Origin of the sequence: Vibrio sp. R-1 (assembly GCF_035615595.1) — a bacterium.
In the GTDB taxonomy this organism is placed as follows: Bacteria; Pseudomonadota; Gammaproteobacteria; order Enterobacterales; family Vibrionaceae; genus Vibrio; species Vibrio cholerae.
Genome location: NZ_WPDC01000012.1, coordinates 1 through 21,181 on the forward strand (window position 1 = coordinate 1; position 21,181 = coordinate 21,181).

Consider the following 21,181-nt stretch of genomic DNA (forward strand, 5'->3'; position numbering starts at 1 on the left):
CTGCGGTGGCTATTTTTATTTGTATGATGCGTTAGATTTAACGGTTCGTGCTTTCAAAAATCTTATCCGCCGAAGCTTCGACAAATCCGGGATAGAGCTGACCATTAGCCATAGGATAGCGTTTGGCAAACTCGTAAAAGCCACCGGGGATCATCTCCGCGCCTTCGTTAAAACGCACTAACACTTTATCAGCCATGGTCGAAGACTGTTCGAGCAAGACTTCTGGTGAGCCTTTTACTTCCCCACCCGATTCATTGATGCTAAAGCCATGTTGGCGCAGATGGTCATTGACCTGTTTCACTTCATGCAGCGCATTGAGCTGATTCACGCTGACTGTAAAGTGGTTTGCACCATAACCATGCGCCGCAAGCCAAGCAGCATACTCACTCTCTTTCGCCAAAGTAAGATAGTCGGCATGGCTTAAGCTCCATAAGCGACCGCCATACAAAAAAGCCTCACTGGCTAATGCTTGTGGCTGAACTTGTGCCACCAGCTTTTCAACAATCGCTTGCAGCTCAGGTGAACACTCTTCCACTTTCAGCTCACTGATAAAAACCTTAGGCTGCAAAGGATCGGGATGTTCAAAATGCTTAGCAAAGAGTTTTTTACTTTTGAACTCATACTCACCACACGCTTGGTAGCCGAGTGCCAGAAACGGTTTAGCCAGCGTCTCTAAGCCCAGCGGCGCCAAATTAAATGTGCGCAGCGCAATATGATCATTAATCAGCGGCTCATCTTCTTGTAGGAGTTGATGCACTCTGTCTGCCGATGGGCAGAGGCGCTCAATATAATCATTCCAGAGCGATTGGAATAAAGCTGTTGGCGTCATAACGCCTCCTTATTGATCCTATGAAACGCAAACGGACTAGGGTTAGACGCCGTGTAATTTATCCAGCGCTAACACGATAAAGCTTTCAACCTGTGACGAAAAAAGTGCCTACTTGGCTGCGCAGGCACAAAATAAATTATGATTAGAGTTCAACTCCCGGGCTCAAGGTAGCAGGAAGCAGCGTTGTCTCCCCTTCCATTGAGGCCATTGGATAAGCGCAATAGTCGGCTGCATAGAAGGCACTGGGGCGTAAGTTGCCCGATGCTCCTGGACCACCAAATGGCGCATCACCACTGGCTCCGGTTAATTGGCGGTTACGATTGACGATGCCCGCACGAATATGTTCGACAAAGTAATCCCACTCGCCATCATCCGTCGAGACAAGCCCAGCGGATAAACCAAAGCGGGTATCATTGGCAAGCTCTACCGCTTGCGCCAAAGTCTGGTAACGCACTACTTGCAGCAAAGGCCCGAAATACTCATCATCCGGTAAGCGCTCAATCGCCGTCACATCAATGATGGCCGGAGTGATAAACGCCGCATGCAAGGCGCGAGCTTCAAGTAGACTTTTTCCGCCTAGCGCTTGTAGATCTGCTTGCGCCTTGAGGATCACTTGTGCTGCTGCTTCAGAAACTAACGGTCCCATAAAGGGTGCGGGCTCAGCAAAGGGCTGATCAATACGCAGCTTGGCCGTTACGGAAACCAGTTTATCGAGCAGTACATCGCCTTTCGTCCCGAGTGGCACATACAAGCGACGCGCACAGGTGCAGCGTTGACCACTACTGATAAACGCCGATTGAATAATGGTGTAAACCGTGGCATCCAGATCGCCATAGTGCTCTGAGATCACCATAGGGTTATTGCCACCCATTTCCAACGCCAGCATTTTGTCCGGCTGACCTGCAAATTGGCGATGCAGCAGATGCCCAGTATTGGCACTCCCCGTAAACAGCAAACCATCAATCCCGCGGGATTGCGCGAGAGCTATCCCCGTCTCTTTTGAGCCTTGAACCAGATTGATGACACCAGCAGGCAAGCCAGCCTGTTGCCATAACTGCATCAAGACTTCGCCAGTCCACGGGGTTTGTTCAGAAGGCTTAAACACCACGGTATTACCCGCCAGCAGCGCAGGCACTATATGCCCATTCGGTAAATGGCCGGGGAAGTTATACGGCCCAAACACCGCCATCACACCCAACGGTCGATGGCGCAATACCAGTTGATTGCCTGCCGCTTCACGCACGGTTTCACCGGTACGCTCATGATAAGCACGAATCGAAATCGCGATTTTTCCGGCAATTGAAGCCGCTTCCGTGCGCGTTTCCCACAAAGGCTTGCCCGTCTCTTTAGCAATCACTTGCGCAATCTGTTCGCTGTTGGCTTTCACCAATTCCGCAAAGGCCAACACCTTCTGTTCACGCTCAGCAAATGGGCGTTTTTTCCAGTCGAGAAAAGCGCGGCGAGCGGCCTTCACCGCCGCGTCGACTTGCTCGCCACTAGCGCTGTAGCCTTGCCATAAAAGCTCATGGCTATAAGGCGTATGTGATTGTAGATTTTCACCGGTCCCCGCAACCCATTCACCGGCTATCCAATGTGTCATGGCTATCCCCTACTGCGCCAAAATCCGTAAATAATCCCCCGTGCTCACTTCTAACGCCGCGGCCACTTTGGGGGAGATGATCACCGCGTTATCTTCTTGGCTGTATGCGGCTTTGGCCGCCGTAGCCCGGAAGTTCTCAAACGAGGTGTTACACATAATGAAATTCTGCGAGCTCGAATGTTCTGCCACTTCAACAATAGCGCGTACTGAGTGGCGCACCGATTCGATGTTGTTCAGCTCACATTCCACGGTTGGGCCCGCATCAAAAATGTCGACGTAATTGCGACAGGTGAAGCCCTCTTTCTCAAGCAATACCAAGGCGGGTCGCGTGTTTTCATGCACCTGACCAATCACCGCTTGCGCTTCTTTGCTCAGCAAATTGACGTAAATTGGCAGCTTGGGCATCAAGTCAGCGATAAAGCCTTTTTTGCCAATTCCAGTCAGATAATCGGCCAAAGTGAAATCAATCGAGAAAAAGTGCTCTTGTAGCCACTTCCAAAATGGTGAATTGCCATCGGCATCGGAGACGCCGCGCATCTCAGCAAAAATGGTTTTGGAAAAACGGTGTGAGTGTTCCGCCATCATCAGAAAACGGCATTTCGACATCAAACGACCATTCAAGCCTTGGCGATACTGTGGGCGTAAAAACAGGGTGCAGATTTCACTGCATCCGGTGTAGTTGTTACCAAACGTCAGCAACTTCACTACATTGTTGACGCCCAATTTAGGCGACGAGTGAACTATGGTGCTGATGTGGTAAGAATAAAACGGCACATCCCAGCCAATCGAGGCTTCAATACCCGTGGTTCCGGCCACTTGCCCAGTTTCAGTATCCACACCCACCATCAAATAGCCTTCATCGCCGGGCGTGGTGACGTTCGGTTTGCTGAAGCTGTATTCTGAGTGGGTAATACGATTAGTCAGTAGCTCTTGATCTACTGGTAATGATGTGAAGCCATGGCCGGACTCGACAGCGCAGGTATGTAGCGCCTCATAGTCGGCCATGCTAATCGGACGAACAATCAGCATCTTTACTCCCTCCCGATGCGTATTCTCTACATTAGGGCGAACCGATGTCTCCGTTCACCCTAATGCAGTCAGTGATAGCGACGAACCTCCGTGGTTCATCATTTAGAGCTTGGGCAACAAGCTCGTGGCTATCACATCAGTGTGGCGATCGCTTTGTCTAAGCGAGCCATACCTTCTTCGATTTCTTGTTGGCTGATGATGAGAGATGGCGTAAAGCGAACCACGCTCGCCCCGGCCACCAACACCATCAAGCCTTGCTTACCCGCAGCGACCAGAATGTCACGCGCGCGGCCTTGCCATTCATCGTTGAGTGCCGCACCAAGTAGCAAACCTTTACCGCGGATCTCTTTAAATAAGTGATATTTCTGATTGATTTTCTCTAGCTCAGCGCGCATCCACTGCTCACGCTGTTTCACACCAGCCAGTATTTCTGGTTGCGCGACGAAATCCACCACGGCTTCCGCTACGGCACACGCTAATGGGTTGCCGCCATAAGTCGAACCGTGTACGCCCACTTTCATGTGCTCAGCAATTTTCGCCGTGGTCAGCATGGCACCGATTGGGAAACCGCCACCGAGAGATTTTGCGGTCGCCAGAATATCTGGTGTCACACCAATCCCTTGGTACGCATAGAAATCACCGGTACGACCATTCCCCGTCTGCACTTCATCGAAAATCAGTAGTGCATTATGTTTGTCACACAACTCGCGCACCGCTTGCACAAATTCGGCACTGGGTGAAATGATCCCGCCCTCACCTTGCAGCGGCTCCATCATCACAGCACAAGTGCGATCGGAGATCTGCGCTTGCAGTGCAGCCAAATCGTTATAAGGCAAATGAACAATGTCACCCGGTTTAGGGCCAAAACCATCCGAATAGGTCGCTTGACCACCGACCGATACGGTAAAGAAAGTACGACCGTGGAAACCTTGGTTAAAGGCAATAATCTCGGATTTCTCAGGACCATACACATCGGCCGCATAACGACGCGCCAGTTTGAGTGCTGCTTCGTTAGCTTCCGCGCCGGAGTTGGCAAAGAAGACCTTTTCGGCAAAACTCACTTGAGTCAGTTTTTTCGCCAAGCGCAACGCTGGCTCATTGGTCATTACGTTACTTAAATGCCACAGCTTATTGGCTTGGGTGGTCAAGGCTTGCACCATCACTGGGTGGCAATGCCCTAGACAACTCACCGCAATCCCGCCAGCGAAGTCAATGTACTCATGACCCTGCTGATCCCAAATCCGTGAACCAAAACCTTTTACTGGGATAAACTCCATCGGGTTGTAACAAGGCACCATCACCTCATCAAAAGAACTCCGATCTACACTCATTTCCACCGTCATTACCCATTCCCTCTCGATACCGCATGCTCAGAGATAAGCGATTCTTCCACAAAATGGCTCTGTGTTAGATTATGTATTTCCTTAAAGCATTTGCAGCATTGTATTTACATTTATTTAACCATTTCAATGGTGAAAGATCTCGTATGCACAGGCAAGTGAGATAAACCCCACACCACGAACGACTATTTATGCAATAAAAAAGATTATTTATGAAGTGATTTTTATGAGGCGATAGGAAATGAAGCAAAGAGGCAGCAAAATCAAGGCATGGCGCGGGTAGCACAATCCTCTATGAATAAGCTTGAAAAATGACAGCTTGCGGATAAATCTTTGATAGAAAGCGAAAAAAGTGATCGCAGTCAGTACGATCGGCACTGGTTGCGCATCGTTCTTGGGATTAGGTGCGGTTTAAAAAATTCGCCAACAATTGGTGGCCTTGTTCTGTCTTTATCGACTCAGGGTGAAACTGTACCGCTTCAAGGGCTAGGGTTTTATGTTGAAAACCCATGATTTCGTCAATGCTGCCATCACTAAGCTCAGTCCATGCCGTCAGCTCAAAGCACTCGGGCAGAGTGTCATTTTTCACAACCAAGGAATGGTAACGCGTCACCGTTAGCGGGTTATTCAATCCGCTAAATAAGCCTTGTCCCGTATGACGAATGGGTGAGGTTTTGCCATGCATGACCTGACGAGCGCGTACCACTTGCCCACCAAACGCTTGCGCAATGGCTTGATGCCCTAAACAAACGCCAAGGATGGGCAGTTGGCCAGCAAACGCTTCAATCGCCGCGAGCGAGATCCCCGCTTCATTAGGCGTGCATGGTCCCGGAGAAATCACCAAATGTGTTGGTGCCAGCGCGCGGATCCCATCCAGATCGATCTCATCATTACGTACCACTTTGACCTGCGCCCCTAACTCACAAAAGTATTGGTACAGGTTGTAAGTAAACGAATCGTAGTTATCGATCATCAGTAGCATGCATACGACCTTGGGATGGAAATAAAGTGCGCGTTATTGTGCAGGACTCCACTCTAAAGGCAAGCATTAAGCAAAGTTAACCGACTTGAGCAGACGTTTGCGCGCATTTTTTGCGCAATTTTCCTTTCTCTCCCCTATTCAATTTCCTAAGCTCAGTTATAATTCGCCGACTTTTATACCCGTCCCCTAGCCACGCTCTGCACAGAAGCGATAAGGACGGTGATTCGATAATTATCAGGTAGCACACAGAGCAATGACAGTTCAGACTTTTACGCCAAATCAAACCACGACACTGGAAACGGCGAAAAAAACCATCGCCGAGCAAAGCCAACATAGCCAAACCACAGGCAATAAAATTGGCTTTGTTTCCTTAGGTTGCCCAAAAAACTTAGTGGATTCAGAACGCATTCTGACCCAACTACGCACTGAGGGGTATGAGATCGTCAACAGCTACCACGACTCCGATGTGGTGATCGTTAACACCTGTGGTTTTATCGACAGTGCGGTGCAAGAGTCTCTGGATACCATTGGCGAAGCGCTGAAAGAGAACGGCAAAGTGATTGTGACGGGCTGCCTCGGCGCGCGTGAAGATGAAATTCGCCAAGTACACCCCAATGTACTCGGTATTACAGGCCCACACGCTTACCAAAACGTATTGGAGCACGTACACCAATACGCGCCAAAGCCAGCCCACAACCCTTTTACCAGCTTAGTGCCGGATCACGGGGTGAAACTGACGCCCAAGCATTACGCTTACCTGAAAATTTCTGAAGGTTGTAACCACCGCTGTACTTTCTGCATCATCCCATCAATGCGTGGTGATTTGGTGAGCCGCCCAGTGGGTGAGATTATTGGTGAAGCGGAACGCCTGAAAAATGCGGGCGTAAAAGAGCTGCTCGTAATCAGCCAAGACACCAGTGCTTACGGTGTGGATACCAAACACAGCCTAGGTTTTGCCAACGGCTCACCGGTGCGCCACAACATCAAAGCGCTCAGTGAAGAGCTTGGCAAAATGGGCATTTGGGTTCGTCTGCACTACGTTTACCCTTACCCACATGTGGATGAAATCATCCCATTAATGGCAGAAGGAAAAGTGCTGCCTTACTTGGATATTCCATTCCAACACGCCAGCCCACGTATTCTGAAAATGATGAAGCGTCCGGGACAAGCGGAGCGCACTTTAGAGCGCATCAAAAAATGGCGTGAAATCTGCCCAGAACTGGTGATCCGCTCCACCTTTATCGTGGGCTTTCCGGGCGAAACTGAAGAGGATTTCCAAATCCTGCTCGATTGGCTGAAAGAAGCACAACTCGATCGCGTGGGCTGCTTTAAGTACTCGCCTGTTGAAGGCGCTGCAGCGAACGAGATTGAAGATCAAATCCCAGAAGACGTGAAACAAGATCGTTTCGAGCGCTTTATGCTCGTGCAGCAAGAGATCAGTGCTGCCAAACTGCAAAAACGCATCGGCAGCACCATGCAAGTGCTGATTGATGAAGTCGATGAAGAAGGCGCGATTGGCCGTACTTACGCCGATGCACCGGAAATTGATGGCTTGGTTTACCTCAACGGTGAAACCAACCTGAAACCGGGTGAGCTGGTTAACGTTGTGATTGAACACGCCGATGAATACGACCTGTGGGGCAGCGTACTGCACGACGCGCAGTAAGTTCACACCACCAACGTAAGAAACTAAAAAGGCTAGCACACGCTAGCCTTTGGTTTATCTACTGCGTAAACATAGTTAAATCAAATGTGGGCATTGTTTGATTAAGTTCATCTAAACTAGGTCCCTCACCTCTAATAAGCCACTGCGGAAGAAATGGCGAGTTAATATTAACCATCTCACCGCTTTCTAAATAAATCACTCGTAAAATAGCTAAAATCTGCAAATGTAAAAGAGCGAAAGGATCGAAAAGATCTACCGAATCACGTCCCCTTTCTGCACCCGGTTGTGGAGCAATTTCACTAAAATATTCATAGTTTGCCTGCATCGCAGCTTGCGTAATCTCTTCTAATGACTCCTCTTGCACTTGCCAATGGTAGCTAATTAACTGAAAAAGCGGGATATTCATAAACCAAGCATAGGTTTCAACAAAATCGCCATCAATTTCGGTAATAACCCCTGGCTGCACTAATGCATTACAACGATTAAATATCTCGCTTTTGCGGGTAATATCGGTTTCACGGGAAAAAAAGCATTTAAATAACTCGCTAAAATCAATGTCTGTTTTTACCGTATTCACACTCCCCACATTAAGGAAATTTTCCACTGGATAAGCCAAAAGATCGCTGCGAGCCGCGCTATCGCCGACCAACTCAGCAAGACATAGCGCCTCCATCCACTTGTTAAAACTGGTAAAGTGCGTTTTAGCTGGCGCTATCGCACACCGTTTTTCCCCAAGAAATTCAAAGGTTACTGACTGATTTGGTTGACGCTCCATATTAAAGTGTGCCCGCCATGCGTTAACTGCTTCTTTTAGTAGCCATTTCACGTGCCATTGAGGGCAACCGAGTAATTCACACTGCACCGCGTAGTTAGCTAAACTCCAGGCAAAAGAACTCATAATTACAGGATAACGCTCTGGCGGTACTACATTATTAAAGCTATCAAGTTCGGTGTGTATTTCGTCTAGCAATGTCACAGGGCGACCTTCAAGTGCGCCATTTTCCGCCAAAATAGCTTGATAGTAGTGCTGAGAAAAATCGTTCATAGCTGTATCCCTATTTCATATTGTACGTTTTGATCAATGTTTTGGCTTGGCATAAGGAAAAATCAGCTGATGTTAAAATATAAAACCAAGTAAAACTACTTGGCTTTATATCCTTCCAACTTAAAGCTGCAGCGGTGTTGGTCAAGCTCGTTCTCCATAATCACATAGTTTGCTTATACTCATGGGAATTCAATCACTTGCCGCCTAACTGCAACTCCAAAGTTGTTTAGGTATCAATTCTTCTTATTGGTTGAATCGTGGCTAGCGACGGCGGCGCCAAACACCAAGCCCCAATAGGCCAAGCAGTGCGCCTAAACCTAATGACCCACCGTAGATGTTAAGCTCCAATACCGCAGGGTCATGATCTGAGGCGCGGAATTGATCCTTGTATTTCGGCAGGTTGCCTTTGAACTCATCGTTGTAGTCAAACAAGGTCGATTCTGCACCGTTAATGTGCCAATCGGTCGCATCCACGACTTTGTGTTTGAGGCTTGGACTGACTAACAGATGATCCAACGCGCCGACTTCATCGTTAAATGAGTAGCTCCAACTATCTGGATGTTTCATTGCAACTGCGTTGAGATAACCGTAGCTGTGTTTGATCTCTGCGCCTGAATCTCCAAACTGCTCCACACCGGCAATGTAAGTATTGCGTGCGGCGCGAATGGTTTTGCCGTATTTCTCTGGTGTGTAGTCCGTCAGCACCAGCATAGGATCTTCCATGCCGTACGAGTTCATATCACCGAGAATCACTTTATGCCCATCGATTTTCGCCAGCGCATCACCCAACGCTACCGCGGCGGCAACGCGGAAGTTTTCACATGCGCCTTGGTAATCGAGATCTTTGCCAGCTTGTCCGCCTTGCTCAACGGGCGCGGCATCTTCCCAACACGCTGATCCTTTCGATTTGAAGTGATTCACCGCGACAGTGATTTTTTCGTTGCCACCTTTGACTTTAAAGGTTGGGGCAAGCGTATCACGCTGATAGTTTTTACCATCTTCAATCACTTTACCGTTGGCATCTATCACCTCTGGTGCTTGCTGACTTGGCATTGGGATGACACGATTTTGCGCCAGCTTCACCACTTTATCGCGATAGATAACACCTGTGGTGATCACATCAGTACCCAGTGAATCGGCAGCATCGGTTTTGCCATCACCATTCGAGTCAATCGCCACAAAGCGGTAGTGTTTTTTCTTATCCGCGATTTGGCTATTGATCTGATTCACCAATTGCGCAATCGCCGAACCTTCACCAAAGCCGTTGTTCTCAATTTCCATCAAACCCACGATATCGGCATCCAAACGAACAATCGCATTCACAATCTTGGCTTGCTGCACTTCAAATTCAGCCAGATTGTTGGCGCCACGGTTATCCCCATGTTGGTTAGCATCACCACCAAACGGCGAGTTGAAGTAGTTAAGTACGTTGAAAGTGGCAATGCGCAGATCGCCTTCATCCAGATCTGGCTTGGCTTGACGCGGCGCATTATGCACCAGATTTTCTGCCGAGATGGTGTTGGTCACAATCAGGCGATATTCGTTATAGCTGTAGCTCACAACCCCTTCGAGGCCTGAAACCGTATCATCAATTCGGATATAGTCTTCGGTTGAACCATCTTGATCGACATCGGTGCGGCCAAATGTCGGGTAATATGGAATTTGCCCATCTGGTGCTTTGGCATCCGATTCCACAAACAAGCGGCGCTGCACGTTATCCAGCTTCTGTTGCGAAGCTTGCTCTGAGCCGGCAGGATGCTGCTGGTTTGGATGCATATTGATGCGACCTTGCGCCAGTACCATGTTGTTACGGCGCGAAGCATAGTCATAACCAAAGGTGCGAGTCACACGCATATCCAGCTCAGGTGTCGTTTTTACCAACATACCTTCGTAACGCTCTAGCGTCTGCGCAAAGTTTTCATCCGAAGGCAAGATCTCGATGGCTTGCGCTTGTGGCGCAGCTTGCTGGCTTTGTTTCACCCATTGATTGTTTTCTACTTTTAGCTGCGTCAGGTTGTAATACTCTTGAACTTTGCCCTTCACGCACACCACATCGCCCGGTGCTAAGTCCGAACTGCTTTGGTTGGTAAACACGAACAAACCTTCCGAGGTGTTCGGGTTGTAATCATCTTCCAGCGCTTGCAGATAGAAGCCTTTAGTCAGTCCTGTTGTTACTGCACTCACCACACCTTTGACAAAGAAATCCTCATTGGTGATGTAGGGATAACCTTGGATATAGGGAGAAGTACTGCCTTCACCTTGAATTTGTTGGATAGTAGTAAAGCTTGGTTCAGCCCCATCTAGCGTACAATTGAATGCACTCGGCGGCGTGGCGACATCCAGTGCGCCAAGCCCATCAATATTGTCTTTGCCTTGGGTCGCCCAATCGGAAGCTTGGTAAGTAGCGCTTGGGGTGAGTTTTGTTCTGGCGAGCGTATTGTCTTTCGCAAAATCTGCGCCGCCCATACTGCCGACCACATCATGCACTGTGCCATCGCTATTGAGCAGCGCAATCGGATCATTGCCATTAAAGTTAACCACTGTGTTGTTGGTCATATCGGCGATTGCCAGTATCGCACTATTTGAGCTGCCGTGGGCAATCACCAGCACATCGCGCGCCGCAATCACTTGTCCATCGAGCGGTAAAGTTTTATCCCAAGTGCCGCTGCCGTTGGTCGACATCGCCAGTTGATAGCCATTCAGGCTCACCGTTTGATCGGACGTGTTGGCAATTTCAATCGCTTTATTGAAGCTGCTGCCTTCAACGTATTGGGAAATCAGTAGGTCAGCGTAGCTTGGTGCCACTAAGCCAAAACTAATTGCTAAAGCTAACGTTGAACGCGTTAAATTCGGGGTTGTTCTCATTTCCATGATGTACCTTCTCCTCCCTATTTGCGATTAACAGACAAAACAGGGTGTATTGAACCAGTGTTGCGCTAAAAAAAACGACTTTACGCGATGAGTGTTACTGTTTTTCATGCAACACAAAAACATTCAGCACTGATATCGAGATATTCATCTCATCAATAGAGCAAATACTTGAATGCATAGCAAAGTTTCAACATGCGGGGTAAATAGCCAGCGCGGCGAATGAGCCGCTCTGGGAGGATAAGGAAGTCATAACTGCCATGGCGTCGATTTATTCGGTTTGCGTTATCGACAAGAAGCGATCAAAAACCGCTTGCGCATGTCCGCTGGATTGGGCTTGTAAAATGTACTCATTGAGGCCGTTTAAGAGTGGCATCGCGTTCGGTAGGCTACGCCGTACCTGCACATGGTACTCCTTGGTTTTGCCTAAAAAGTGATGCTGAATCGGTCTATCTAACTGATAGAGCCCTAACATGACCCCGCCATAAATTGGCTCAATTTCACTCACGAACCAATCACAACGCTCTTTTTGCAGCATATTTAAGGCTTGCTGAACAGAATTGAGTGTCAGTGATGGCTCTCGTGGTAATGCGAAATTTTGGTAGTTAAAACCATTGACCCCACACAGTACATCGCTGTCGGTAGCCAGATTCAAATCCTTACTGTTTTCCGGCAAGGTGAAATAGCCCAACTGGATCGTATAGAGCGGTACCGAGAAATAGCTGTATTCCGCCCTTTCGGCTCGATAGCTAGCATCCCAAGTTAGGTCACAGCGACCTGTCGCTTGCGCCAATTCTTGTTGAACCCGAGCCCATGGCATGAAATGCAGTTGGTATTCGATCTCTTGTTTTTTCAGTGCTTCGAGTACCAAGGTCGTGGCTGATCCCGTCAATGATTCTGTCTTTTCTTGTGCAGAGCTGCCTTGCCAATAGGTAAACGGTGGCCAGACATTAACGTCCCCAACGCAGACACGTAAGGGGTTGGCTAGCGCTCCATGCGCCATCCCGACTAGCATCAACAGCAACATGAATCTCATGGCTAACACTCTTTTAAATTTCGGTGTTTTAAGTGTAGCCGTGTGAAACGCAGATGGGAGAATTCCGCAGATACTTTCGCTCTGTGCAAACCTATCTCGCGTGCAAAAAATAAAGCTAGGAAAACCTAGCTTTATTCACTGTGACTTGATTGTGCTCGCTTTGGCTTAAGGACGCGCCACAAAACCAACCGCCGCATAGACTTTTTTCAGCGTTTGCAGCGCTTTTGCCGAGGCTTTTTCTGCGCCATCACGCATTACACTGTTCAGGTATTCGCGATCGTTACGGATGCGTTGGTATTCTGCTTGCACGGGTTCAAGCATCGCCACCACAGCCTCACCCACATCTTTCTTGAATGGGCCGTACATTTCAACGCCTGCGTACTGAGCTTCGATTTCGGCGAAGGTTTTACCTGTCGCTGCAGAATAGAGTCCCATCAGGTTCGCGATGCCTGCTTTGTTTTCAACATCGTAAGCGATACGCGGTGGGGTTTCCGCATCGGTCTGCGCCTTATTGATCTTCTTGATGATCGATTTTGGATCTTCCAACAAGGTGATCACGTTTTTGCGGTTATCGTCTGATTTGGACATTTTCTTAGTCGCATCTTGCAGACTCATTACCCGCGCATTCACAGTTGGGATGTAAGGCTCAGGAATGGTAAAAATCGGCTGTTCTGGGCTGTAGATATTGTTGAAACGGGTCGCGATATCACGTGCCAGTTCCAGATGTTGTTTCTGATCGCTGCCCACTGGCACTTGGTGCGCGCCATACAGCAGAATATCTGCCGCCATCAGTACCGGATAACCAAACAGACCAGCATTCACATCGTTGGCGTAACGCGCTGATTTATCTTTAAACTGAGTCATGCGGCTCAGCTCACCCATCTGGGTGTAGCAGTTCAAAACCCAACCGAGTTGAGCATGCTCAGGTACGTGTGACTGAACAAATAGCGTGCTCTTTTTCGGATCAACGCCAACGGCGAGACAAATAGCCAAAGCATCCAATGTCGCTTCATGCAGTGCTTTTGGATCTTGGCGAACCGTAATTGCATGCAAATCCACAACACAGTACTGGCAGTCATAATCATCTTGCATCTGTTGCCATTGACGTAGAGCACCCAAGTAGTTACCGATACTTAGTTCACCTGACGGTTGAACACCACTCAATACAATGGGTTTGCTCATGGGTTTGATTTCCTTGTGACTAAAATTGAAATTACACAAAACAAAGGGACAAAAACCGCGCACGGAATCGGCGCGGTTCAAGCAGTGTACTCATTAACGAGTATTTTACTAGTGCGAACGGCAACTTTTACGCCGAAACGAGCACCACTTCAAGCAGCGTGCCAATGTCATCGGAGACGAAGTCTGGCTCCACATTGGCAATCGGTTCGCCGTGGTTATAACCGTAGGTTAAACCGAAGGAATAACACCCAGCATTTTTTGCCGCCAGAATGTCGTTTTTCGAATCTCCGACCATCAACATTTGCTCAGCGCTTAACTGATGCTTCTCTAATAACCAATTCAGCGCCATCGGATCCGGCTTTTTATTCGGGAAGGTATCGCCGCCAATCACATCACTGAAAAAGTGCGCGATGCCGTGTTGCTCTAGAACATCTGGTACAAATTTAGAAGGCTTATTGGTCACGAGCGCCAGAATAAAGCCCGCTTGGTGCAGCTCTAAAAGCGTGGTTTTAACATTAGGGTACAGGTGGCTCAGCTTGTGCCCCGTTTGTTCATAAAACTCATCAAACAGGTGACGCGCTTGAGCACGTAGCTCTGGGCTTAATTCAGGATTGATCGTTAAGCTCTGGCTGAGTGCGCGCGCAATCAACACATCCGCACCATTACCGACATAATCACGCACCTGCGCTTCGCTCACCGCCGGATAGCCGACCGCACGCGCCGCTTGATCCGCCGCTACCGCTAAATCCGGCACGCTGTCGAGCAGCGTACCATCCAAATCAAAAGCAATTAATTTTATGGATTTCAAAACACGATCCTAAATCAGATTAAATTTTGGCTTTCGCCAGTTCAGCACGCATCTGCTCAATCACCGCTTGGTAATCAGGCTGACCAAAAATCGCCGAGCCTGCCACAAACATATCGGCACCCGCTTCCGCGATTTCCCGGATATTCTCCACTTTCACGCCACCATCAATTTCCAAACGAATTGGACGCCCGCTTTGCTTGATACGTTCACGCACCGCGCGCAGTTTATCTAAAGTATGTGGAATGAAAGATTGTCCGCCAAAGCCTGGGTTCACCGACATCAGCAAAATTAAATCGACTTTATCCATGATGTAATCGAGATGGTGCAGAGGTGTCGCAGGGTTCAGTACCACGCCCGCCTGACAGCCGCACTCTTTGATGAGCTGCAAAGTGCGGTCAACGTGCTCTGAGGCTTCAACGTGGAAAGTGATCATGGAGGCGCCTGCTTTGGCAAAGTCCGGAATGATGCGATCCACCGGTTTCACCATCAAATGCACATCAATCGGTGCCGTAATGCCGTAATCGCGCAGGGCTTTACAAATCGGTGCGCCAAACGTCAGGTTCGGTACGTAGTGATTGTCCATCACATCGAAATGCACCACATCCGCGCCAGCGGCGAGCACTTTGGCAACATCTTCGCCCAGACGGGCAAAATCAGCGGAGAGAATGGATGGTGCAATGAGAAAATCTTTCATACCGACCTCGTTAGGAATTGAATGCAAGCTGAACACAATGTGGCCGCCATTCTACCTAAGCTGGTGACGAGATCCTAGCGCGTGACTTGAGGCAGGGAGAGGAAATCCACCATTCAGCCCACAAGATCACGCTTGCGATGAAAGATGAGGCGTGAAGAGTGCTAAAAGCTCATCCACTTTATTGCGTCCGGCACCATTACGACTGATGGTACGGTTAGCTTTGACCACATTGAGCTGCGCTCCGCGATACAAACGGCGAGTATGGGTGGTATCGTGATTGGAAATCAGCACCGAAATTCCACGCTCTTTGGCGGTTTTCTCGGCGATATCGGCTAACGCCGCTTGATCGTCTAAGGTAAAACCATTGCCCGCGTAAGAGGTAAAATTGGCCGTAGTCGACAGCGGTGCGTAAGGCGGATCGCAATAAATCACGCTATCGCTTTGCGCGCGAGCGAAGGTTTCGCCATACGACGCGCAAATAAAGGTGGCACGCTGCGCTTTTTCAGCAAAAAACTCTAACTCTTGCTCAGGGAAATAAGGCTTTTTGTACGAGCCAAACGGCACATTAAAGCCCCCTTTTTTGTTATAGCGACATAGGCCGTTAAACCCAAAGCGGTTCATATACAAAAACGCCAACGAGCGAAACATCGCATCGTCACTCTGGTTAAACTGCTTACGAATATCGAGGTAGACTTCTTTGCGGTTATTTTCGGGCACAAACCAACGCTTAGCTTCGTGAATGTAAGCTTGAGGTTCGGTTTTGAGCAGATTGTAGAAATTGATCAGATCTGGATTGATGTCCGCCAGCAGATAGCGTTCAAAATCCGTATTCAGGAAGACCGAGCCTGCGCCAACGAAAGGCTCAACCAGCTCACGAGCTTCTGGTAGATGGCGTTGAATATCCTCGACTAGGCTATATTTACCCCCAGCCCATTTCAGAAAGGCGCGCTGCTTTTTCATCTACTGCTCTAATCGTTGGCCACAAAATAAGGCTGCGGAATGTAACATATTTTTCAGCGAAGCTCAGGTTTATTTCTTACGCTCGATTTCTCGCTGAACTTGGCTAAGTGATTTAGCCCAAGGACCTAACGCTTGTAGCGAAGCAGAGAGTTTTTCTGAGGCATCACGCGCCATTTGGATGGTGGGATAGTTGCCCATAGTGACAATAAACCACTCGACATCGTTACGCAGTGTTGGGTAAACGTAGACTTTCCCTTGTAGTTTGTGCTCATCAATAAAGCCTTGCACATCTTGCAGAGAATTCATCGCCGCCAACTGCAATGTGTAGCTGCGTGGTGACATGGCTTTCAGCTCATCACGCGCAAAAGAGAAACTCACCGATTTAGGCTGAGCGTTCTGCACTTGTGTTTGCTCTAACGTTTGCGTTTTTAGCTCCGTCGCCGCTTGAGTTGACTCTACTAAGTTGTTAATCGCCGAAGTATCAGCGGTGTCTGCTTTGCCTTGCAGCAGGGCATCCACCACATCAGAGTTAATCACGACGCGCTTACCGTCATCGGCAATGCCGACACTGGCTGTGGTATCCACCACATCCGGTGGCAGAGCAGAGGTATCATCGTCGGCACCAAAGTCATCGCCTTCAGCATCAGACATGCCATCGCCATTTGCGCTTGAGGTACCGTCTTGAGCTAGAGTGTTTGCTTCGGAGTTGAGGGTTGGAATCGCGGTTTGTTCTGCGATCTCGCCTTCAAGCAGGCTACCCTCTTGTGGAACAGGCTTAGACAGCAGCCACCAATAACCTCCGCCCAGCAACAACAAGAGAAGTAATACGACCAAGGCAATATTAAACGGAGAGCCAACAATCGAGCGGATCACCACCCGTTTTTCATTTTTCGTTTCCGCCAACGCCATAATTTCCCCCGGTAACGGATTGATCTTCTTATAAGCATTACGCACTTTACGCTCAACTTGTGGATCAACATAGCGCATGACGCGATTTTCGAATAAACGATCTGCTTCATCTTCGGAGAGCATCTCAATTTCTAAATCGACAGGCTTATGTTCTTGCCCATAACTTAAACGCGTTAATAACGCATCCAGACCATTGTCTTGAGCAAACAGCACCACATTGACGTTCCAGCGTGGATTGGTTTGTGCTTCGAGTACCAACATCCACAATTCGGACACCAAAGACTCAGAGAGTAAATGGGCATCATCGACCACAATCACGATATCGCAATTTTGATCTTCAAATAGACGCGCGAAGCTTTCTGCTAAGGCGTCTTTGGGATTGTAAAGTGGCTCAGAAAACAGCTGTGACAACATCGTCACGCGACGCTGCTCGTCACTTTGGTTAGGATGGCACATGAGCAAAGATTGGTTTTTATCTTGCGCCCAACTGTCTAAAAATCGTTGCGCGAGCCACGATTTCCCCGCCCCTTGGCGACCACAAACATTCACCAAGTTAGAACCAAAACGGGTCAGCAGTTGCAGCCGTTCCAGTAACTCAGTTTGCGATTCTAAATCCAGTTCATGTGCCAAGCTCATTGGGCCATCCTAATGACAATTGTCTGATATCAAAATGTTCTGCAAGTCTCTCGATTACACCGTGCGACAATACTCTATCGCTTGGGCAATCACGGCTTCAGGTACCCCTTTTACGACCGCTGACGTGCCGATACTGGTTGGTAACACCAAACGCAGTTCCCCTGCCAACACTTTTTTATCGCGCATCATATGCTGCATGAAATCGGCAAAGGTCATGTTCTCTGGGGTTCGCACAGGTAAGTGCGCTTTTTTCAGTATAGCTAGGATACGTTCAAATTGAGATGCATCGATAAGGCCTTGTAATTGAGCCGTTTTCGCCGCCATTACTGTACCCGCAGATACGGCTTCACCATGCAGCCAATTGCCATAGCCCATGTGTGCTTCAATTGCATGGCCGAAGGTGTGACCAAGATTGAGTAACGCACGAATGCCCGACTCTTTCTCATCTTGCGCGACCACCTCGGCTTTGATTTGGCAGCAGCGCGCAATTGCGTAAGTGAGCGCTTGTTCGTCCAATGCGTACAAGGCCTCCATCTGTGCTTCTAGCCAGTCGAAGAAGACTGAGTCGTAAATGATGCCATACTTGATGACTTCCGCCATACCAGCGGCAAATTCACGGGCGGGCAGCGTGGTCAAACAGTCAGTATCAATCACTACCGCTTTGGGCTGATAAAAAGCACCAATCATGTTTTTACCGAGCGGATGATTGACCGCGGTTTTCCCACCGACCGAAGAATCCACCTGCGACAGCAGTGTGGTCGGTATTTGAATGAAATCAACGCCACGCTGATAACAAGCCGCCGCGAAACCGACCAGATCACCAATCACTCCCCCACCTAAAGCAATGACAACCACATCACGGCTGTAGTTATGCTCAAGCAAAAAGCTCATCACAGTGTTGAAGGTTTCGAGAGTTTTGTACTGTTCGCCATCGGGCAGTTCCAGCAAAGCATGCTGGCAACCGATGTGATCAAGTAATGAAATGATCGCAGGCGCATACAACGGAGCGACAGTGTGGTTGGTGACAATCACCACTTTCTGCTTAGCAGAGAGGGAAAGAAGAGCCGGATTGGCAAACAATCCGGCACCGATTGAGATTGGGTAGCTACGTTCACCTAAGTTGACCGTAATCCGCTCCATGGTTTTGCACTCCAATTCGAAGAAACATTACATTATGTGTTCTTCTAGCATTTTTACGATCTGATTGGCTACCACTTTTGCACTTTGATCGTCAGTGCGTACCGTGATGTCCGCAATCTCTTCGTACAGAGGATTACGATCTTCAGCCAATTGCTCTAGCACTTCACGCGGGCAATCCGTTTGCAGCAGTGGGCGCTTTTTATCGCGATTGGTACGTGCTAATTGTTTTTCGATAGTAGTTTCGAGGTATACAACGATACCGCGAGCAGACAGTCGGTTGCGGTTCTCTTTACTAATTACTGAGCCACCACCCGTCGCCAGTACGATACCCTGTTGCTCGGTTAGATCATTAATAACGGCTTCTTCGCGCTTGCGGAAGCCTTCTTCACCTTCAACATCAAACACCCATGCGATATCCGCTCCGGTACGTTCTTCGATAACCGTATCAGAGTCGATAAACTCCATGTGCAGTTGTTGAGCTAGGTGTCTACCAATTGTGCTTTTGCCAGCGCCCATAGGGCCAACAAGGAAAATATTGCGTTTCTCAGCCATGTTCAGCAGTAATTTACAACGTTAATTCAATGACATCGCCACAAGAGTTGCTGGACATACGCCAACCATAGGAATGCTTGTGGCACCTATTCCTCACCGATATTTCGTGATAAGACCCGAAATTATCTAGATATGGTGCCACTATTGCAACTTTAATTTTTGTTCGCTTGTTACGCACACGCTAAGTTATTGAATGACCACTTTCGGCGTGACAAAAATCAGCAGTTCACTTTTGCCCATTTGCTCATAGGTTCGTCTGAATAACGCCCCCAAAACAGGCAAGTCCCCCAGCAGTGGCACCTTATCTACCGAATTATTGATGCTGTGTTGGAAAATGCCACCCAACACCACAGTTTCTCCGTTATTCACCAACACTTGAGTGCCAATACGCTGAGTATCAATAGAAACCGCTTCGCCAGTGCCGGTTTTCACCGTTTCACCACGTCGGTCTTGGGTCACGCTCAAGTCGAGCACCAAGCGGTTATCGGGGGTGATTTGTGGTGTCACCTTCAAGCTCAATACCGCTTTTTTAAACGCGACCGTAGAGGCACCACTGGAAGACGATTCCAGATAAGGGATCTCAGTACCTTGCTCAATATAGGCAGGCTGTTTATTAGTGGTAATCAAACGAGGGCTAGAGATGATTTCGGCCTTCGATTCATTTTGTAATGCTGAAAGCTCCAAATCCAACAACGTACCTGAGCCCAATTTAGCGACTTGGAAAGCAATCGAAGACGCATTGGCAGAGGTGGAAGCCAAATTCACATTTAAGAATTCATCCACCGGAAATTCATCATCTGCCAATAAACCTTGCTGCCATAAGTTACTTTCAATGGTTCCACCCACGGAGTGACTACCATTGGTCGACATCACGCCCCAGCGTACCCCAAGCTCCTCCAAGTTACCTTCTTTGACGGTGACAATCCGCGCTTCGATTTGAACTTGTTTGACCGGAATATCCAGCGATTCAATGATCTCGCGGATCACAGCAATGTTATCGGGCAGCTCTCGGATCAATAGCGAGTTAGTTCGTTCGTCGATGCTGATCGAACCTCGTTCAGACAACATGTTAACGTTGCCTTCACCGCCGATCATCGCCGCAATGTCAGACGCTTTGGCAAAGTTAATCTTGATGATTTCTGATTTTAAATCGCCCAACTCTTCTGCTAAACGGGCTTTTTCGAGCGCTTGTTTCTCGCGCAAGTCGAGTTCCTCTTTCGGCGCAATCAAAATCACATTGCCATCGACCCGCTTATCGAGCCCTTTGACTTGCAGAATAATGTCCAACACTTGCTGCCAAGGCACGCCATCCAAGCGTAAAGTCAGGTTACCCACAACCGAATCGGAAACCACTAAGTTGAAACCGTTATAATCGGCAATCAGCTGCAGTACGTTACGCACCGGAATATCTTGGAAGTTAATTGAGATAAGCTTGCCTTCTTTTTCCAAGACACTCTTGGGCTTAGGCTTTTCATCGGCTTTGAGTTTACTGATCACGACCTCAAGGTATTTTCCTTTCAAGGTATAATCGTGCTGAAACTCCCCATCGACAGTCACAACAAGTTGTGTGCTTGGCTCTTTACGGAATACTTCCACGCTCTCAACAGGGGTCGAAAAATCTTTCACATCAAGTAGATACAGCTTGTCATCCGCCACATCGGTTTTCAGGAGTTCAATGCTCAACCCTTCTTGGACTTTTTGCACATCCACGACCGCCGATGGCGAAGCCAATTCGACAATTAAGACCGCCGCCTTCTCTTTGTTGACCCGAAAGTCAATGTTTTCCAACTGGTTGGCGGTAGCGGATTCAGCACTAAACACCATGGAAGAAGCACAAAGTGCCAAACCAACCCACAAGGTCAGCCAAGTCTGTGCGACATAAGTTTTCAATCCATTTTTCATCGT

Annotated in this window: 17 protein-coding genes; 1 reads left to right on the forward strand and 16 read right to left on the reverse strand. The window is 48.5% G+C overall.

What is annotated here, in order from left to right; translation table 11 throughout:
• Positions 1 to 37: 37 nt before the first annotated feature.
• The 5 genes from GOU96_RS04380 to GOU96_RS04400 all read right to left on the reverse strand — a co-directional run bounded on the left by GOU96_RS04380 (position 38) and on the right by GOU96_RS04400 (position 5,780).
• On the reverse strand, positions 38 to 829 hold the full coding sequence (locus GOU96_RS04380; RefSeq protein WP_000189091.1) for a DUF1338 domain-containing protein: 792 nt from the start codon (positions 827 to 829) through the stop codon (positions 38 to 40).
• Between the two features lie 142 nt (positions 830 to 971).
• Positions 972 to 2,429 (reverse strand): succinylglutamate-semialdehyde dehydrogenase, encoded by a 1,458-nt coding sequence (gene astD, locus GOU96_RS04385; protein WP_114812242.1) that lies wholly within the window; start codon positions 2,427 to 2,429, stop codon positions 972 to 974.
• Between the two features lie 9 nt (positions 2,430 to 2,438).
• Positions 2,439 to 3,458: an arginine N-succinyltransferase gene (astA, locus tag GOU96_RS04390; RefSeq protein WP_113629132.1), complete on the reverse strand. Its 1,020-nt coding sequence runs from the start codon at positions 3,456 to 3,458 to the stop codon at positions 2,439 to 2,441.
• 131 nt (positions 3,459 to 3,589) lie between these two features.
• Positions 3,590 to 4,801, reverse strand: a complete 1,212-nt coding sequence (locus GOU96_RS04395; RefSeq protein WP_000215474.1) for an aspartate aminotransferase family protein — start codon at positions 4,799 to 4,801, stop codon at positions 3,590 to 3,592.
• 397 nt (positions 4,802 to 5,198) lie between these two features.
• On the reverse strand, positions 5,199 to 5,780 hold the full coding sequence (locus GOU96_RS04400) for an aminodeoxychorismate/anthranilate synthase component II (protein WP_000925686.1): 582 nt from the start codon (positions 5,778 to 5,780) through the stop codon (positions 5,199 to 5,201).
• Between the two features lie 253 nt (positions 5,781 to 6,033).
• Between GOU96_RS04400 and rimO the strand changes: the two genes are divergently transcribed.
• Entirely contained in the window at positions 6,034 to 7,446 is a 1,413-nt protein-coding gene (gene rimO, locus GOU96_RS04405) for a 30S ribosomal protein S12 methylthiotransferase RimO (protein ID WP_174500060.1), read from the forward strand.
• A 58-nt stretch (positions 7,447 to 7,504) separates the two neighbouring features.
• On the opposite strand, the gene GOU96_RS04410 is transcribed toward rimO, so the two are convergent.
• The 11 genes from GOU96_RS04410 to GOU96_RS04460 form a co-directional block, all read right to left on the reverse strand.
• Positions 7,505 to 8,491 (reverse strand): immunity 49 family protein, encoded by a 987-nt coding sequence (locus GOU96_RS04410; protein WP_258503426.1) that lies wholly within the window; start codon positions 8,489 to 8,491, stop codon positions 7,505 to 7,507.
• A 261-nt stretch (positions 8,492 to 8,752) separates the two neighbouring features.
• Positions 8,753 to 11,362 (reverse strand): GlyGly-anchored extracellular endonuclease Xds, encoded by a 2,610-nt coding sequence (xds, locus tag GOU96_RS04415; RefSeq protein ID WP_267781440.1) that lies wholly within the window; start codon positions 11,360 to 11,362, stop codon positions 8,753 to 8,755.
• Between the two features lie 268 nt (positions 11,363 to 11,630).
• Positions 11,631 to 12,386 carry a substrate-binding periplasmic protein gene (locus tag GOU96_RS04420; RefSeq protein ID WP_267781460.1) on the reverse strand — a complete coding sequence of 252 codons (756 nt, stop codon included), beginning with the start codon at positions 12,384 to 12,386 and terminating at the stop codon, positions 11,631 to 11,633.
• Positions 12,387 to 12,560: 174 nt separating this feature from the next.
• A complete protein-coding gene (gene trpS, locus GOU96_RS04425) occupies positions 12,561 to 13,577 on the reverse strand; it encodes a tryptophan--tRNA ligase (protein ID WP_000042609.1) in 1,017 nt (338 codons plus the stop codon).
• Positions 13,578 to 13,704: 127 nt separating this feature from the next.
• On the reverse strand, positions 13,705 to 14,385 hold the full coding sequence (locus GOU96_RS04430; RefSeq protein ID WP_267781442.1) for a phosphoglycolate phosphatase: 681 nt from the start codon (positions 14,383 to 14,385) through the stop codon (positions 13,705 to 13,707).
• A 19-nt stretch (positions 14,386 to 14,404) separates the two neighbouring features.
• Positions 14,405 to 15,079: a ribulose-phosphate 3-epimerase gene (gene rpe, locus GOU96_RS04435; protein WP_000651337.1), complete on the reverse strand. Its 675-nt coding sequence runs from the start codon at positions 15,077 to 15,079 to the stop codon at positions 14,405 to 14,407.
• 126 nt (positions 15,080 to 15,205) lie between these two features.
• On the reverse strand, positions 15,206 to 16,039 hold the full coding sequence (locus GOU96_RS04440) for a Dam family site-specific DNA-(adenine-N6)-methyltransferase (RefSeq protein ID WP_000744680.1): 834 nt from the start codon (positions 16,037 to 16,039) through the stop codon (positions 15,206 to 15,208).
• A 69-nt stretch (positions 16,040 to 16,108) separates the two neighbouring features.
• Positions 16,109 to 17,584 (reverse strand): AAA family ATPase, encoded by a 1,476-nt coding sequence (locus GOU96_RS04445; protein WP_044127028.1) that lies wholly within the window; start codon positions 17,582 to 17,584, stop codon positions 16,109 to 16,111.
• Between the two features lie 54 nt (positions 17,585 to 17,638).
• Positions 17,639 to 18,724: a 3-dehydroquinate synthase gene (aroB, locus tag GOU96_RS04450; protein WP_000439809.1), complete on the reverse strand. Its 1,086-nt coding sequence runs from the start codon at positions 18,722 to 18,724 to the stop codon at positions 17,639 to 17,641.
• Positions 18,725 to 18,751: 27 nt separating this feature from the next.
• A complete protein-coding gene (gene aroK, locus GOU96_RS04455) occupies positions 18,752 to 19,276 on the reverse strand; it encodes a shikimate kinase AroK (RefSeq protein ID WP_000818616.1) in 525 nt (174 codons plus the stop codon).
• 186 nt (positions 19,277 to 19,462) lie between these two features.
• On the reverse strand, positions 19,463 to 21,178 hold the full coding sequence (locus GOU96_RS04460; RefSeq protein ID WP_000788428.1) for a type IV pilus secretin PilQ: 1,716 nt from the start codon (positions 21,176 to 21,178) through the stop codon (positions 19,463 to 19,465).
• Positions 21,179 to 21,181: the final 3 nt, after the last annotated feature.

Excerpts from the sequence above, each read along its gene's own strand:
- trpS (WP_000042609.1), bottom strand. The coding sequence starts at position 13,577 with ATGAGCAAACCCATTGTATTGAGTGGTGTTCAACCGTCAGGTGAACTA.
- aroB (WP_000439809.1), bottom strand. The coding sequence starts at position 18,724 with ATGGAGCGGATTACGGTCAACTTAGGTGAACGTAGCTACCCAATCTCA.
- rimO (WP_174500060.1), top strand. The coding sequence starts at position 6,034 with ATGACAGTTCAGACTTTTACGCCAAATCAAACCACGACACTGGAAACG.
- astD (WP_114812242.1), bottom strand. The coding sequence starts at position 2,429 with ATGACACATTGGATAGCCGGTGAATGGGTTGCGGGGACCGGTGAAAAT.
- GOU96_RS04380 (WP_000189091.1), bottom strand. The coding sequence starts at position 829 with ATGACGCCAACAGCTTTATTCCAATCGCTCTGGAATGATTATATTGAG.
- aroK (WP_000818616.1), bottom strand. The coding sequence starts at position 19,276 with ATGGCTGAGAAACGCAATATTTTCCTTGTTGGCCCTATGGGCGCTGGC.
- GOU96_RS04395 (WP_000215474.1), bottom strand. The coding sequence starts at position 4,801 with ATGACGGTGGAAATGAGTGTAGATCGGAGTTCTTTTGATGAGGTGATG.
- xds (WP_267781440.1), bottom strand. The coding sequence starts at position 11,362 with ATGGAAATGAGAACAACCCCGAATTTAACGCGTTCAACGTTAGCTTTA.
- rpe (WP_000651337.1), bottom strand. The coding sequence starts at position 15,079 with ATGAAAGATTTTCTCATTGCACCATCCATTCTCTCCGCTGATTTTGCC.
- GOU96_RS04420 (WP_267781460.1), bottom strand. The coding sequence starts at position 12,386 with ATGTTGCTGTTGATGCTAGTCGGGATGGCGCATGGAGCGCTAGCCAAC.
- GOU96_RS04445 (WP_044127028.1), bottom strand. The coding sequence starts at position 17,584 with ATGAGCTTGGCACATGAACTGGATTTAGAATCGCAAACTGAGTTACTG.
- GOU96_RS04400 (WP_000925686.1), bottom strand. The coding sequence starts at position 5,780 with ATGCTACTGATGATCGATAACTACGATTCGTTTACTTACAACCTGTAC.
- astA (WP_113629132.1), bottom strand. The coding sequence starts at position 3,458 with ATGCTGATTGTTCGTCCGATTAGCATGGCCGACTATGAGGCGCTACAT.
- GOU96_RS04440 (WP_000744680.1), bottom strand. The coding sequence starts at position 16,039 with ATGAAAAAGCAGCGCGCCTTTCTGAAATGGGCTGGGGGTAAATATAGC.
- GOU96_RS04460 (WP_000788428.1), bottom strand. The coding sequence starts at position 21,178 with ATGAAAAATGGATTGAAAACTTATGTCGCACAGACTTGGCTGACCTTG.
- GOU96_RS04410 (WP_258503426.1), bottom strand. The coding sequence starts at position 8,491 with ATGAACGATTTTTCTCAGCACTACTATCAAGCTATTTTGGCGGAAAAT.